This is a genomic window from Mucilaginibacter sp. OK283, assembly GCF_900110415.1.
Taxonomy (GTDB): domain Bacteria; phylum Bacteroidota; class Bacteroidia; order Sphingobacteriales; family Sphingobacteriaceae; genus Mucilaginibacter.
Genome location: NZ_FODR01000015.1, coordinates 24,116 through 39,253, shown reverse-complemented (window position 1 = coordinate 39,253; position 15,138 = coordinate 24,116). Strand labels below are relative to the sequence as shown.

12 protein-coding genes are annotated in these 15,138 nt (G+C 43.4%); 10 read left to right on the top strand and 2 right to left on the bottom strand.

Features of this window, described 5'->3' with window-relative positions:
* Positions 1-48 precede the first annotated feature (48 nt).
* Positions 49-1,605 carry an alpha-N-arabinofuranosidase gene (locus tag BMX56_RS26075; protein ID WP_090652652.1) on the bottom strand — a complete coding sequence of 519 codons (1,557 nt, stop codon included), beginning with the start codon at positions 1,603-1,605 and terminating at the stop codon, positions 49-51.
* 203 nt (positions 1,606-1,808) lie between these two features.
* Positions 1,809-2,396: a TlpA family protein disulfide reductase gene (locus BMX56_RS26070; protein ID WP_090652651.1), complete on the bottom strand. Its 588-nt coding sequence runs from the start codon at positions 2,394-2,396 to the stop codon at positions 1,809-1,811.
* A 279-nt stretch (positions 2,397-2,675) separates the two neighbouring features.
* Here BMX56_RS26070 and BMX56_RS26065 point away from each other — a divergent pair, with 279 nt between their 5' ends.
* The 10 genes from BMX56_RS26065 to BMX56_RS26015 all read left to right on the top strand — a co-directional run bounded on the left by BMX56_RS26065 (position 2,676) and on the right by BMX56_RS26015 (position 15,056).
* The gene (locus tag BMX56_RS26065) at positions 2,676-3,224 is read left to right on the top strand and encodes a hypothetical protein (protein ID WP_090652650.1); all 549 of its coding nucleotides are present in this window, start codon (positions 2,676-2,678) and stop codon (positions 3,222-3,224) included.
* 253 nt (positions 3,225-3,477) lie between these two features.
* Complete coding sequence (locus BMX56_RS26060; protein WP_143065535.1) at positions 3,478-4,410, top strand: hypothetical protein; 933 nt, start codon at positions 3,478-3,480, stop codon at positions 4,408-4,410.
* Between the two features lie 25 nt (positions 4,411-4,435).
* On the top strand, positions 4,436-5,989 hold the full coding sequence (locus BMX56_RS26055; protein ID WP_090652648.1) for a vanadium-dependent haloperoxidase: 1,554 nt from the start codon (positions 4,436-4,438) through the stop codon (positions 5,987-5,989).
* Positions 5,990-6,018: 29 nt separating this feature from the next.
* Complete coding sequence (locus tag BMX56_RS26050) at positions 6,019-6,834, top strand: hypothetical protein (protein ID WP_090652647.1); 816 nt, start codon at positions 6,019-6,021, stop codon at positions 6,832-6,834.
* A gap of 97 nt (positions 6,835-6,931) precedes the next feature.
* On the top strand, positions 6,932-8,038 hold the full coding sequence (locus BMX56_RS26045) for a hypothetical protein (protein ID WP_177183927.1): 1,107 nt from the start codon (positions 6,932-6,934) through the stop codon (positions 8,036-8,038).
* A 203-nt stretch (positions 8,039-8,241) separates the two neighbouring features.
* Positions 8,242-8,706, top strand: coding sequence for a RidA family protein (locus BMX56_RS26040; RefSeq protein ID WP_090652646.1), 465 nt, complete (start codon positions 8,242-8,244; stop codon positions 8,704-8,706).
* 111 nt (positions 8,707-8,817) lie between these two features.
* Positions 8,818-9,930: a D-TA family PLP-dependent enzyme gene (locus BMX56_RS26035; protein ID WP_090652645.1), complete on the top strand. Its 1,113-nt coding sequence runs from the start codon at positions 8,818-8,820 to the stop codon at positions 9,928-9,930.
* Positions 9,931-9,941: 11 nt separating this feature from the next.
* The gene (locus BMX56_RS26030; RefSeq protein ID WP_090652644.1) at positions 9,942-11,012 is read left to right on the top strand and encodes a dipeptidase; all 1,071 of its coding nucleotides are present in this window, start codon (positions 9,942-9,944) and stop codon (positions 11,010-11,012) included.
* Between the two features lie 98 nt (positions 11,013-11,110).
* Positions 11,111-13,708: an MGH1-like glycoside hydrolase domain-containing protein gene (locus BMX56_RS26025; RefSeq protein ID WP_090652643.1), complete on the top strand. Its 2,598-nt coding sequence runs from the start codon at positions 11,111-11,113 to the stop codon at positions 13,706-13,708.
* Positions 13,709-14,123: 415 nt separating this feature from the next.
* Positions 14,124-15,056 carry a sugar phosphate isomerase/epimerase family protein gene (locus tag BMX56_RS26015; RefSeq protein WP_090652641.1) on the top strand — a complete coding sequence of 311 codons (933 nt, stop codon included), beginning with the start codon at positions 14,124-14,126 and terminating at the stop codon, positions 15,054-15,056.
* Positions 15,057-15,138 lie beyond the last annotated feature (82 nt).

Here is a 15,138-nt window from a genome sequence, read left to right as displayed (position 1 = left end):
TAATAGAAGGGGAACTTTACTTTTTAAAGTCTCCCCTTCAGGGGAGATTTAGAGGGGCTGTAACTCCAGCGTAACTACCGATTTTGCGGGTAGTGTAACCACCAGTTTATCTCCATCTTTTTTGGCATTGGTAAAGGTTGCCAGGTGCAGTTTGTTTGGCACCGCAAAAGTGTTAATATCCGTAATATTTGCTGAGGTTAACACCTGGCCTTTAACAGCACTCCATTTAACATCCTTCAATTCGGTAGTAATGGTGATGGCATTATGCATATCAAGGTTAACTAATGAAATATGTACCTTGCCTGTGTTATCCTGCGATGCAGACGCATTTACCGCCTCTATTTTTTTGCCATCAACCTCGTAGTTTGGCACATCCAGCTTAATAGGCAGGTATTTGGCATCCTGGTGCACCTTGTACATATCAAAAACATGATAGGTAGGGGTAAGCACCATTTTTTCTTTGTCGGTTAAAATAAGCGCTTGTAACACGTTGACGGTTTGCGCCAAAGCTGCCATACGTACACGGTCGCTATGGTTATTGAAAATATTAAGTGTAGTACCTGCAATTAAGGCATCGCGCAGGCTGTTTTGCTGAAACAAAACGCCGGCGTTGGGGCCTGGTTCAGGGTCTGTCCAAACACCCCATTCGTCAACCACCAGGGCCACTTTTTTTCCGGGATCGTATTTATCCATAATAGCCGAGTGTTTGGTAACAAGCTCTTCCATTTTAAGGCAGTTAACCATGGTGTTAAAGTATTCTTTTTCGCTAAACGCGGTAGCCGAACCTTTTTTGCCCCAGTTACCGGTAGGGATGGTGTAATAATGTAAAGATAGGCCCGACATCATCCCCGACGGGATCTTCTTCATACAAACTTCCGTCCAGTTATAATCGTCGGCATTAGGACCGCTGGCTATTTTTTGCAGCTGCGCACCCGGATAATCTTTGGCGAACGAAGCATAGCGTTTAAAAAGGTCGGTATAGTACTCTGGCGTCATGTTGCCGCCGCAGCCCCAGCTTTCATTGCCCACGCCCCAAATAGTTACTTTATAAGGTGCCGGGTGACCGTTTTTAACACGTTCTTTAACCACAGTGCTGGTACTGTTCGAGTTAAGGTATTCAATCCATTTCGACATTTCTTCTACCGTACCGCTGCCCACATTACCGGCAACATAAGGCTCGCATTTCAGTAATTCGCAAAGTTCCAAAAACTCATGCGTGCCAAAGCTGTTATCTTCTGTAACGCCACCCCAGTTGGTGTTTACCATCCTTGGGCGCAAGGCTGTTGGGCCAATACCATCACGCCAGTGATATTCATCAGCAAAGCATCCGCCCGGCCAGCGAAGGTTAGGGATCTTGATCTTTTTCAAAGCCTCTACAACATCCAGGCGAATTCTGTCCTGCTTTTTAACAGGGAGGTTTTTATCAACCCAAAAGCCACCATAAATGCCACGGCCTAAATGCTCGGCAAATTGCCCGTAAATGTGCTTGCTGATGGTTGTTTTTGAATCGGTACTGATACTAAGCGTTCCGGTTTGGCTGTAACCGGAGGCCGAAATTAAACACAGGGCTGCAACGCCAAGTGATGAGAGCAAATTTCTTTTCATTGAATAACAGGTTTATGACGTAAAGAAAAGAAAAAATAATTAATAAGTGTTGTTTTAACAATAAAAATTATTGGTGAACGGTGAGTAGAGAGTAGTGAATTGTTATGCCTTCGATAAAATACTGCGGCGAGACCGCATATTGAGATAAGCTTTTGTTTGAATTTTACTTAATAGTCTTTTGTCTTGACTCTTGGTTCTTAACTCTACTTCGCTTCTTTCTCCAAAAACTCATTAAACTTATCGCTGTTGTAATCGGCAGCGCCGGTATGTTTGTACTTTAGCTTGCCATCTTTGCCAAATATCAGGGTTGTTGGTATAGTGCCATCCAGTAAAGTATCCGGAAATTTGCTGACTGACGTATATAATGGCAGGCTGTAATGGTTATTTTTGAGGTACGTTCCCGACTTTAGCTGGTCGTTATCCGTATCAACCATTATAAAAACAACATTGGGGTTATTTTTAAATTTCATATAAAGCCGGTTTACCGATGGCATTTCGGCAAGGCAAGGCGGGCACCAGGTAGCCCAATAATTTACAAACACAACCTTATTTTTCAGACCGGAGATAGAAATTGTATTTCCTGATGTATCGCGGTAGCTATAATCAGGCAGGTTTGCAGGGGCTTTATGGGTGCGGGCATAATCACCCGGATCTGGTTTAAAAGCCCCGACGGCCATCAAACCGCGAATAAGTTCAACTTTGGCGGACGGGTTGAGCCAGGTAATTACAACCAATGCCATTAGCAATATAAATATGATGTTTGAAGCCGAAAAGTATTTTCTTAATATCATATGATAAGTTTGGCACAAAGATGCAAACAAAGTTATATTATGTTAATCATATATAATGAAGGTTAGCCCTTCGGGCGAAAGGGTTGAGTTCTGAGTGCCTTATGGGAGGTGTCGTGTTTTGTTTGTCCGGCTCAAAATACCAGAAATTTTAAGTCTCATATCTCACGTCTAACATCTCATATCTGTTTTTCGCAGTACAATTTTTACTTTTATTTGTTTTAATAGTATTGTAACAATATATTTACCGGTAATTATTACCCTAATAGTTAATCTGGAAAAGTGAAAAGGTTTATTGCAATGCTATTACTTAATGTGCACCTGTTCAATTTGGGCGGGTACCAGTTTGTATTTCAGTATTTCATTCACCAATCAGAAATACAGATAGTTAAAGAGATTTATGAGAACAAGATTGACGCAACCAAACTTGTCGAAATCAAAATCCCGGTTCACCTTCCCGGTATAAAAAAATGGGACCACTACGTAAGGGATAACGGCCAACTACAGTTAAAAGGAGTTTATTACAACTATTTAAGATACAAAATGTCTCCGGATACCATGTCGTTCATTTGTATTGCCAATAGTGTTAAAACCCGCCTGGTATCCGCCAATCTGGTCATTGCCAAAGAAATTAATGATGTACCACTTAGTAAAAAGGGTCATGATCAGCTTAAAAAATCCGGCACAGGAAATGATTATAGCTTCCAGGTAACAGACTACCAGTTTGTGTCCTTTTCAACGCTGCTTAAAGCTATTGCAAGCCCTATAGCCTACCATGTTAACGACCCTTACATTGAATCTCCAGGCAAACCGCCAAATTTCACCTGCTAATTATAGCTTATAAATTATGATGTTGAATTGTTCTTTTATCGGCAAAAGATAAAGGCTGTTTAATTTGCTTATCATTTAAATAACTCTTTTTAGTCTGCATAGTGGGCTTCAATCAGATATTTTGATGACACATAATCGTAGGCTTCCGGCTTTTACGCTGAATTAATGTTTAACGTGTTATTTAATGCTTTAAATCATTTTCTGTCAGTTGGTTTATTATTAAATTTTTATTGAATTTCCTTACTTAAATAGAATGAAATATTCATTGCTGTATTTTTACAGATGCTGTATTGTTATGGCTGTATGCCTTACTTTAACTAAACATGTACAAGCCCAAACTGATGCCGACGCGCTGATGATACCCAAAAACTATGTTTGTGTGGCTGGCGCTTACACACACAGCCAGTGGGACCATTACTGGGAAGGTACCTTCAAACGCGATGCGCCAAATATGGGTACGGTAAGTTCAAATGCTTACATGCTTGGTGTTGTTTATGGCTTGTCAAACAAAATCAATATATCTGTTGCGCTTCCTTATATTACAACCAATGCCAGCGCCGGAACTTTGCGGGGCGAGCACAATTTTCAGGATGTAAGCGCCTATGTAAAATGGCTGGCTGTTAAACATGAAATAGGTAAAGGATCTTTGAGTTTACATGCTATTCTTTCGGGCTCGATACCTGCAAGTAACTACGAAGCTGATTTTTTACCATTATCTATCGGCTTACACAGTAAAAATGTCGCTTTACGTGGTTTACTCAATTACCAGATTAGCAGGTTTTTTGTGGCCGGTGCTTATCAGTACGTGCGCCGGAGCAATATTACTATCGACAGAAACTCCTATTACACTACCGAAATGCATTATACCAACGAAGTGCAGATGCCCGATGTTTCTAATTATTTAATCAGTGCCGGTTTCAGGAGCCTGCAATTTAATGCCGAGGCTACGTTTACGCAGGTTGATACGCATGGAGGCTTTGATATCAGGAAAAACGATAATCCTTTCCCAAGTAATAAAATGAATTCGCGGGTCGCTGGGCTCATCCTTAAATATATGTTTACCAAAATACCAGGATTAGAAGTGACAGCGGGCGGCAATTATGTGTTGAAAGGCCGAAATGTTGGCCAGTCGCGCACCTTCTACGGTGGTATTGACTATGTTTTTAATACCAGGAAAGAGAAATAATTTTTAATAATTAAAAGAGAATCTGATGAAAAGATCATTACTTTATATAATACCATCAATGTTTATAGGCGTGGCTATATTTAGCTTATCCTGTAAAAAAGACATTGTAGATCGTACTCAACAATACCCCGCGCTGGCCCCGGCCAATATCGACCTTAATGCCGATACCTGGAAACCAGTGCTGGTTAATGATTTTAGCGTGCTTACCGTTGCCGCTCCCGATGCGGTTACTTCGCCAGCTTACCTTGCGGATATTAACGAAATTAAAGCAGCACAGAGAAATTTAACTGACGACCAAAAGGCATCTATTAAATACTGGAGTGCAGGCGCTGTGTTAAGGTGGAACGAAATTATGCGCCAACTGGTGGCTAAGCACAACGTTGCGCCATATCAAAATGAAGATGGTACTTATCCCGCGCCAAGTTCGGCCAACCCATTTAATTACCCGGAGTTTCCATTCTCGAACCCGCCATATGCCGCCCGCGCTTATGCTTATGTGAGCGCAGCGCAATATGATGCTTTGTTGGCTGCGTGGCACTTTAAAAACACCTATAAACGTACGGCCCCTTACAAAAATGATGCAACTGTACAGGCCTTGGTACCGGTTTCTGAGCTGCCATCATATCCAAGTGAAGATGCAGTTGTCGCCGGTACCACCGTTGAGTTAATGAAGCTGTTATTCCCTACCGAATTGGCTTACATCAACCAAAAAGCCCAGGAAGAAAAAGAATACCGTATAATGGCAGGTGCAAATACCCGCGGCGAGATAGCAGCAGGCGAATCATTAGGAAAACAGGTTGCTGCGTTATTTGTAACGCGCGCCCGCGGCGATCGTGCAGGTAAGGCTATTGGCGATGCTACAGTATGGGCAAAACTTCAAACCACAGCATTTGAATCAGGAAAGTTTTGGGTGAGTTTAGAAACACCTAAGAGACCGCCGATGTTGCCTTTGTTTTCAAAAGTGCTTCCGTTTTTGTTTGATACATTAACTGTTGTTTCGCTGCGCCCGGCGCCACCTTATTTATCTACTTCGGCCGAATATAAAAAAGAAGTTGATGAAGTACTATCAATGAGTAAAGATCATAGCCGTGCACATGAAGAGCAGGTTGCTTTTTGGGCTGATGGCATTGGTACCTACACACCGGCCGGCCACTGGAACGCTATTGCTGCTGATGAGTTTGTGAAACAAAATTATAGCGAAGTACGCTGGGCCCGTAACTTTGCATTGCTAAATATGGCCGAAATGGATGCTGCTATTGTTTGCTGGGATACCAAGTACTTTTACTTTAACCAGCGCCCTTCGCAGGTTGATCCGTTGATTAAAACGCTCACGGGGGTGCCAAATTTCCCGGCTTATACATCAGGACACTCTAACTTTAGCGGCGCAGCAGCAACCGTATTAAGTTATTTATTACCTGACAGAGGAACTAAGTTTACTAATCTGGCACAAGCAGCCGCCATGTCGAGGCTGTACGGTGGTATCCACTTCCGCAGCGATTGCGAAGTTGGTTTGGTAACCGGCAAAGCGGTAGGACAATACGCGGTTAACAGGGGTAAAGCAGACGGTGCAGGATTATAACGGGTAGGGAGAGTTTAAGATACGATAACATGTCGCGTTTAATTTCAGATAAAAATATATACTACACGCTCAGGTTTGCGTCAGCAATGTGTTTTATAGGTCATGGTGCCTTTGGTATCATCACCAAGCAAATTTGGTGTAATTATTTTGCCGTAGTTGGCATCGGGCATGATATGTCATACACGCTGATGCCCTACGTAGGAGTGATGGATATTTTGTTTGGCTTATCGCTATTGGTATATCCAACACGTGCGGTAGCCGGCTGGCTGGTGGTGTGGGGGATAATTACAGCCGCCATGCGTCCTTTATCGGGCGAGCCATTTGCCGAGTTTATTGAACGCGCAGGTAATTTTGGTGCCCCGTTTGTACTGCTGCTAATGCAGGGCGGTTTTAAAATGCCGCTAAAAAAATGGTTCGGCCGGATGGACGACAATGTAAACCTGGATGCAGGTACCTTAAAAAATGTTTTAAATTGTTTAAGGCTGTTTGCATTCCTGCTGCTGTTGGGCCATGGTTGGTTAAACCTGATACAAAAACAAAGTTTAATTAATCAGTACCATGCTTTGGGTTTTAACAATCCTGGCAAAACTGCGCTGGCAGTTGGCATTTTTGAAGTTTTGGCAGCACTTTCTGTACTTATTCGCCCATTTGCAAATATTCTGTTTTTGTTTATCATCTGGAAAATAACAAGCGAACTCTTTTACCCTAAATATGAAATATTTGAATGGGTTGAGCGGGGTGGCAGCTATGGGGTATTGTTATCCTTATGGTTTGCTGTTAAGCGATCGCCTACCGGATTTTTATCATGGCCTTTTAAAAAATCAGCCCATTTACAAACTAATTAATTAACCTGATATCCTGTAAAAAGCAGGCTTTAGCTGGGTTTTATCACCCGGCCTTAATACTCAATTATCTAAACAATAATAACCACTAAAAAAAACTATGAAATTAATTTTAAAATTGAGCTGCGTGGCAGCATTATTTGTACTTTTTACAAACGCAAAAGTAAACGCACAAGGCTGCGTAGCCATCAGGAGTACAGGTGGTTTGTGCACCATGGACGAACATCCGGATAGTGCCAATGCTGCTGAAGGAAGCTGGTTGTTAAATAGCAATAGCCGATACTTCAGGTCATACAAGCATTTTGTTGGCACAACTGAGCAAAAACAACGTATAGCGCTGGGTACAAATGTTATTAACCACTCCTATACCAATGATATAACACTTACCCGTATTTTTAACAATCGCTGGTCGTTTGCGGTGGATGTACCTATTGTGGATAACAGCCGTTCATCGTTATACGAGCATGGCGGTAAAGAACGTTTAGAGACACATTCATTTGGTTTGGGCGATGTTCGTTTAACTGCATATGCCTGGTTATTAAATCCGGCTAAAGCACGTAAGGGAAATATCCAGGTTGGCTTGGGCTTAAAACTCGCTACCGGTGCTTATAACTACCAGGACTATTTTTACCACCAGGGCACAACCGATGCCAAAGTACTTGGCCCGGTTGATCAGTCTATACAGTTGGGCGACGGCGGTACAGGTATAACCACCGAAATTAACGCTTATTACAATTTTACCCACAAATTTGGTGTATATGGTGGTTTTTATTACCTCGTTAGCCCAAGAGAACAAAACGGCGTTTCAACAGCTCGCGGTGGTACTGCAAGCGCTAAGGCCATTGCTAATGGCAGCGATATTATGAGTGTGCCAGACCAGGTAATGCTTAGGGCGGGTGCAAGCTATGGCACAGGTAAATTTGACTTTTCGGCAGGTGCACGTTATGAGTGCTTACCGGTTCACGACCTTGTTGGCGGCAGTAACGGTTTCAGAAGGCCTGGTAATATCCTTTCGGCCGAGCCCGGGGTTACATTCCGTTTAAAATCACTTTCTATTTATGCATTTGTGCCGGTTGCTTTACGTCGCGAACGTACGCAAAGTGTTGCTGACAAAATTTCAACCAACCTTACCGGAACATACACACAAGGCGACGCGGCTTTTGCCGATTACGCCGTTAACATTGGAATTACGTACAGATTTAAATAAAGTTGATTCATGGTTTAAGCAAAAGCCGGGTTTGAGATCCCCGGCTTTTTTGTTTTTATGGCAAACAGAAACCTACTTTGTTGCTTTTGGGGGTTGTTTTCGATGGTCTTACTACCATACCGTAAGTTTTTAAAATTTTTAAATATGTTTTCTCAACTTTATGAATAGTATTTATAGATTTGAAAATACAATAGTTTTACAATATGAACACTCCCGAAGAAAATTTTGCTGCGCTTGGTTTAAACCTGCCGCCAGCACCAAAGCCGCTTGGCGTTTATAAACCATGTTTAATTGATGGAAAATACCTTTACTTGTCCGGTCACGGAACGGTACAGGATGATGGTACCCTGATTATAGGCCGTATTGGCGATACCATAAATATGGAAGATGGGAAGCTTGCTGCCCGCCAGGTTGGTTTAGCCATGCTGGCTACCGTAAAAGCCAACATAGGCAGTTTAGATAAGGTAAAACGTGTAATAAAAGTATTAGGCATGGTTAACTGCACACCCGATTTTGAAAAACATCCTTTCATCATTAACGGGGCAAGCGAACTTTTTGCCAAAATTTGGGGCGAAGAAAATGGCATTGGTGTGCGTAGCGCAGTAGGCATGGGATCGCTACCCGATAATATCCCGGTTGAAATCGAAGCTTTATTTGAATTGGTTTGATTTTAGTATCAAGTAACTTTTTAGTATCAAGTAGTTAGTATCAAGTATCAAGACCTTAGGAAGAGAAATTCTGGAAATTCTTTAATTCTAAAAATTCCGGTTCGGAAAAATATGGATCACCACTGGTTCACGATAGATAACGTAGATAAACTGGATACACCGGCTTTGGTTGTTTATCCCGATAGGGTACAGGCCAACATCGATGTGCTTAAAACCATGATTGATGATGTGGCACGGTTGCGCCCTCATATTAAAACTTACAAAAACAAACAGGTTACACAACTATTACTTGAAGCTGGGGTTAACAAATTCAAGTGCGCTACTATTGCCGAAGCGGAATTGCTGGGCATGTGTAAAGCCCCCGATGTTTTGCTGGCTTATCAGCCTGTTGGACCTAAGCTGGATAGGTTTATCAAATTAATACACATTTACCCGCAAACCCGCTTCTCGTGTTTGGTTGATAACGATTTAGCAGCCAAAGAGATTTCGGATGCTGCATTGGCTGGTAAAACTACTGTTACTGTTTACATCGATTTGAATGTTGGCATGAATCGTACAGGCATTGCGCCTGGTTTTGATGCACTGCAACTGTATATGGATTGCGCCGTTTTGCCGGGGATTACGCCGGTTGGCTTGCATGCCTATGACGGTCATATCCACGATGTTGATGTGGCAAAACGAAAAGAGCGCTGCGATGCCGGTTTCGCACCTGTATTAAAACTGCAACAGGATTTGAAAGCAAAAGATTATCCCGAGCCGATTATTATTGCCGGAGGCTCGCCAACGTTTACCATTCATTCCAAAAGGTCTGTTGTAGAATGTAGCCCGGGTACTTTTGTTTATTGGGACAGGGGATATGAACTGGAGATACCAGAGCAACCCTTTTTACCCGCTGTATTGGTAGTTACCCGGGTCGTATCGTTGCCCGATACTACTAAACTTTGCCTGGATGTTGGGCATAAATCTATTTCGGCCGAAAATGAACTGGCAAAGCGAATTTACTTTTTAAATGCACCGCAACTGGTGCCTGTTGGCCAAAGCGAAGAGCACCTGGTTGTTGATGCGGGTAAGGGCCATGACTACCAAATAGGCGATGTGCTTTACGGCATCCCGCATCATGTATGCCCAACAGTGGCTTTATACGAACGCGTTTGTACCATCGAAAATAATATACTTACCGGCGAATGGCTTAACCTGGCCCGCGACCGTAAAATTACCATCTGATAATAAAAAATATGTTTGTAATTGATGCCCATTTAGACCTCAGCATGAATGCGCTGGAGTGGAACCGCGACCTGACCCGTCCGCTGGCCGAATTAAACCAGCGCGAAGAAGGCCTTACCGATAAACCCGACCGCGCCAAAGCAGTTGTTACCTTGCCCGAATTGCGCAAAGGCAATATTGGTTTGGTGGTAGCCACACAAATTGGCCGTTATGTAGCGCCCGGTAATCCATTACCCGGGTGGCACTCGCCCGAACAGGCCTGGGCGCAAACACAGGGGCAGGTAGCCTGGTATAAGGCCATGGAAGATGCCGGCCAAATGGTGCAGGTGAATAACCTGGCATCATTAGAGAAACATCTTACATATTGGAACGATGGCCAGCCAACTGAAACTAAGGCTGTAGGATACATCCTTAGTTTGGAAGGTGCAGATTCGATTGTAACGGTACAACATCTGGAACGTGCCTATAATTATGGGCTGCGAGCTGTAGGCCCTGCGCACTATGGCCCTGGCAGGTATGCCCAGGGTACAGATGCCACCGGCTACATGGGGCCAAAAGGCCATGAGTTGCTTAAAGAAATGGAACGCCTGAATATTATCCTGGATGCTACGCACCTTTGTGATGACAGTTTTTGGGAAGCGCTTGATCACTTTAACGGCCACGTTTGGGCCAGCCATAACAACTGTCGCGCACTGGTAAACCACAACAGGCAGTACAGTGATGAGATGATTAAAGCTTTGGTTGATCGCGGTGCAGTAATTGGCGCTGCATTGGATGCCTGGATGATGGTACCGGGATGGGTGAGGGGTGTATCAACCCCCAAAGGGATGAATTGCAATATGGAGGTGATGGTAGATCATATCGATCATATTTGCCAGATAGCCGGCAATGCCCTGCAAGTAGGTATGGGCACCGATCTTGACGGCGCCTTTGGCCGGGAGCAATGCCCATATGACCTGGAGACCATAGCCGATTTGCAAAAAGTGCCGGATATGCTAAGAAAACGAGGTTATACCGATGTAGATATTGAAAACATGATGCACGGTAACTGGCTAAGGTTTTTGAGAAAGGCCTGGGGGTAAAATGTCGATAGCAGGTTTATTTAGATGTCTTTTTCACCATCGTGTAAAACATCTCCTACAATTCTGTTAATTATTTCAAATAAGCCTACTTTGCATTCATGAATGCAGAACAAGCAAGATTAAAGGATGCAACCTGGAAAAAGTGGGGCCCCTATGTGAGCGACCGCCAATGGGGTACTGTTAGGGAAGATTACAGTGCCAATGGTGATGCCTGGAACTATATAACCCATGATATGGCCCGTAGCAAAGCCTATCGCTGGGGCGAGGAGGGTATAGCAGGCATCTGCGACCGTCAGCAAAACCTTTGTTTCGCGATATCTCTCTGGAATAAAAAAGACCCCATCATCAAAGAACGCTACTTCGGCCTCAGTAATCCCGAAGGAAACCACGGCGAGGATGTAAAAGAATTATACTATTACCTGGATAGTACGCCAACGCACTCGTACATGAAAACCTTGTACAAGTATCCGCAAAATGAGTTTCCGTACGCCTGGCTGGTTAACGAAAATAAGCGCCGTACACGCAACGATCCTGAGTTTGAGCTGATGGATACCGGCATTTTTGATAACAACGAATATTTTGATGTTTTTACTGAATACGCCAAGAATGACCCAAATGATATCCTCGTAAAAATTACCATCTATAACCGATCCGATAAAGATGCTGCATTAAATGTAATGCCTACACTATGGTTCCGTAATACCTGGAGCTGGGGTATTGATGATTACAAACCGCAAATTTCGGCCCATGGTAACGGCGTAACCGGCATATTTCATGAAGATCTTGGACAGTTTTGGTTGCATACGGAGGGCAATCCGGCGGTAATGTTTTGCGATAATGAAACCAATATGCAGCGGCTATACAATTTCGACAGCGGCCAAAAATACCATAAAGACGGGATTAACGATTACATAGTTCATGGGGCTGACACTATCAACCCAAAGAAAACCGGTACAAAGGCAGCTGTTAATTTTGATTTAAATATTGCCGCCCGGCAAAGTGTCACCATTAGGCTCAGGCTTTCGCCGGATGCCAATTATAGTTTTGAAGACTTTGACAACATATTTAGCGTACGTTTAACAGAAGCCGACCAGTTTTACGCCGATATTTATAGTAATAAAGACGATGCCGACAAATGCCTTATTCAGCGGCAGGCTTTTGCCGGGATGCTCTGGAATAAGCAATTTTATTATTCCGACATTCGTCAATGGCTCAATGGCGATCCTTCACAGCCAGAGCCACCTGCCCGGCGTGAAAATGCCCGCAACAGCAAATGGAAACATTTAAATACCAAGGATGTCATATCGATGCCCGATAAATGGGAATATCCCTGGTTTGCCGCCTGGGACCTGGCCTTCCATTGCCTGCCGTTGGCGACGATAGATATGACATTCGCAAAAAATCAGTTGATACTACTCACCCGCGATTGGTATATGCATCCCAATGGGCAATTACCGGCCTATGAATGGGATTTTAGTGATGTAAACCCGCCGGTGCACGCTATGGCCGTTTGGAATATTTATAAAACTGATAAGGCAGCCAATAACGGAAAGGGCGACACGTACTTTTTAGAAAGGATTTTCCATAAACTCATGCTTAATTTTACCTGGTGGGTAAACCGTAAGGATGAAGCCGGTAACAATATCTTTGAAGGGGGCTTCCTTGGTATGGATAATATCGGTGTTTTCGACAGAAATACCCGCCTGCCATCCGGGCAACACCTGGAACAGGCCGACGGTACCAGCTGGATGGCAATGTACTCACTTAACCTGTTACGAATTGCAACCGAGCTTGCCGAAACCGATAAAGCATACCAGGATATAGCTTCGAAATTTTTTGAGCACTTTATTTATATCGTGGGGGCCATGTCAAACTTTGGCGAAAGCAATGAAGGACTTTGGGATGATGAGGATGGTTTTTTTTATGACCAAATTCGTTTCCCGGATGATGGCTCTGTAAAAATGAGGGTAAGAAGCATCGTAGGCCTGATACCGTTATTTGCAACCGAAGTTTTGGATGAAGCAGATATAGCCGACAGCCCTATATTTAAAGAACGGATGAAATGGTTTGCCGAAAAACGGCCGGATTTGGCTTCCTTAGTTTCGCGCTGGAACGAGGCAAGTAATAATGGCAAGCATCTTATCAGTTTGTTGCGTGGGTACAGAATGAAATCACTGCTGAAATATATGCTGGATGAAAATGAATTTTTAAGCGATTATGGCATCCGCTCATTGTCAAAATATCACCTGGATCATCCTTATAAAATAGCAGTTAACGGAGTGGATTTTGGCATCGCCTACACACCTGGCGAAAGCGACAGCGGCCTTTTTGGTGGTAACAGTAACTGGCGTGGCCCGATCTGGATGCCGATTAATTACCTTATTATTGATAGCCTTCAGCGTTTTTATAAATATTACGGCGATGATTTTAAAGTGGAATGCCCCACCGGATCGGGTAATTTCATGAACCTGTCCGAAGTAGCCAATGAACTATACAGCAGGGTTTCTAAACTGTTTTTACCCGATGATAAAGGGTACAGGCCATTATTTGGCGCAAATCACAAAATGCAAACTGATCCGCATTTTAAGGACCATGTACTGTTTTACGAATATTTTGACGGTGATACAGGTAGGGGTTTGGGGGCTTCCCATCAAACCGGCTGGACGGGGTTGATAGCTAATTGTTTGTATAAATAGGCACCTGCTGATGACAGCGCTTTACGAGCGCCAAAATCAAATGTAAATGCCGCATAAAAGCATTTAATTGGGTTAACATAACTTAACATATTTTGAATAAAATATGATATAAGCATTTGGTAGCCAATTATTTGTATTTTATCATGGTTAACATAAAACTCACGTTTTGGGCAAATTAAAGGCAGCCCATTTGTGTGCCTGTTGGCCAAAACAGTTGCTGAAGGTTTGGGTTTTTAACCAGGATCAGGCAGTAAAAGCAAGGTGTCATTTGATGCTTTTATCTCCCCGACATCATAAGCTTGTGCCTGCCGGGAGATGATTAGATGAGTTAATGTGTAAAAAAGACACAATAAGTTTTAATTTGCTGATAATTATTATTTAGATTTACTGTACCACTTAAAACTAAATTATCAGCATGAATTACAACAGGAGAAAATTTATCCAAAGCACCGGGGCTTTGATGCTTGGCGGTATGGCCTTATCCGGCAAAGCTGCTTCCTTATTAAGTAATATGGCTGCTCCGCATGCCATTGGTTTACAGCTATTCACTTTTTTTGGTGTTATTGACGAGGATGTAAAAGGCACGCTGACCAAAATAGCAGCCCTTGGCTTTAAAGACATGGAATCGGCCTTTAGCAAAAAAGGGGGCTACTATGGTATGACACCCAAAGAGTTTAAAGCCATGGTAAATGACCTGGGCATGAACTGGACATCGCACCACGTTTTAGGCGCACCATTTAAACTTCCTCCGGGAACAAAACTACCCAACGGCGCCGATGGTAAGCCTATGGTAATACCACCAATGAAAAACCTGCGGGATAATATGCAGGAATTGGTTGATGATGCGGCCGCAGGCGGCATTAAGTACCTGGTTTGCGCCAATTCACCAACTGCAACGCTCGAAGAAATCAAATCGACCATAGAAGTATTGAATAAAACAGGAGAGGCCGCCAAAAAGGTAGGTATACAATTTGCCTATCATAATCATGATATGGAATTTCGTGCCGTTGATGGCAAGGTTCCTTACGATCTTTTGCTGAGCGAAACCGATCCACAGAATGTAAAAATGGAGCTCGACCTGGCCTGGGCTGTTAAAGGCGGCAAAAACCCGGTTGAAATGTTTAAACAACATCCTGGCCGTTTCCCGCTTTGGCACGTAAAAGATTTGGATGCCGAGCGTAAAACCATTTTACCCGTAGGCAGCGGCACCATCGATTTTAAACCAATCTTTGCAGCCGCAAAATCAGCCGGTATGAAACATTTCTTCGTTGAACACGATGGCCCGAAAGATCCGCTGGCAAGCATTACCAGCAGTATAGGGTATTTGAAAAATACGCTGAAGGTTTAGCCCCACCTAAATCCTCCCCTGAAGGGGAGGACTTAAAGAAAATAGCTCAAAAGTCTCCCCCTTCAGGGGGAGATTTAGAGGG

What these genes read in the sequence shown, in the direction of transcription:
- BMX56_RS26075 (WP_090652652.1), bottom strand. Translation starts at nt 1,605, where the DNA reads ATGAAAAGAAATTTGCTCTCATCACTTGGCGTTGCAGCCCTGTGTTTA.
- BMX56_RS26070 (WP_090652651.1), bottom strand. Translation starts at nt 2,396, where the DNA reads ATGATATTAAGAAAATACTTTTCGGCTTCAAACATCATATTTATATTG.
- BMX56_RS26060 (WP_143065535.1), top strand. Translation starts at nt 3,478, where the DNA reads ATGAAATATTCATTGCTGTATTTTTACAGATGCTGTATTGTTATGGCT.
- BMX56_RS26055 (WP_090652648.1), top strand. Translation starts at nt 4,436, where the DNA reads ATGAAAAGATCATTACTTTATATAATACCATCAATGTTTATAGGCGTG.
- BMX56_RS26050 (WP_090652647.1), top strand. Translation starts at nt 6,019, where the DNA reads ATGTCGCGTTTAATTTCAGATAAAAATATATACTACACGCTCAGGTTT.
- BMX56_RS26045 (WP_177183927.1), top strand. Translation starts at nt 6,932, where the DNA reads ATGAAATTAATTTTAAAATTGAGCTGCGTGGCAGCATTATTTGTACTT.
- BMX56_RS26040 (WP_090652646.1), top strand. Translation starts at nt 8,242, where the DNA reads ATGAACACTCCCGAAGAAAATTTTGCTGCGCTTGGTTTAAACCTGCCG.
- BMX56_RS26035 (WP_090652645.1), top strand. Translation starts at nt 8,818, where the DNA reads ATGGATCACCACTGGTTCACGATAGATAACGTAGATAAACTGGATACA.
- BMX56_RS26030 (WP_090652644.1), top strand. Translation starts at nt 9,942, where the DNA reads ATGTTTGTAATTGATGCCCATTTAGACCTCAGCATGAATGCGCTGGAG.
- BMX56_RS26025 (WP_090652643.1), top strand. Translation starts at nt 11,111, where the DNA reads ATGAATGCAGAACAAGCAAGATTAAAGGATGCAACCTGGAAAAAGTGG.
- BMX56_RS26015 (WP_090652641.1), top strand. Translation starts at nt 14,124, where the DNA reads ATGAATTACAACAGGAGAAAATTTATCCAAAGCACCGGGGCTTTGATG.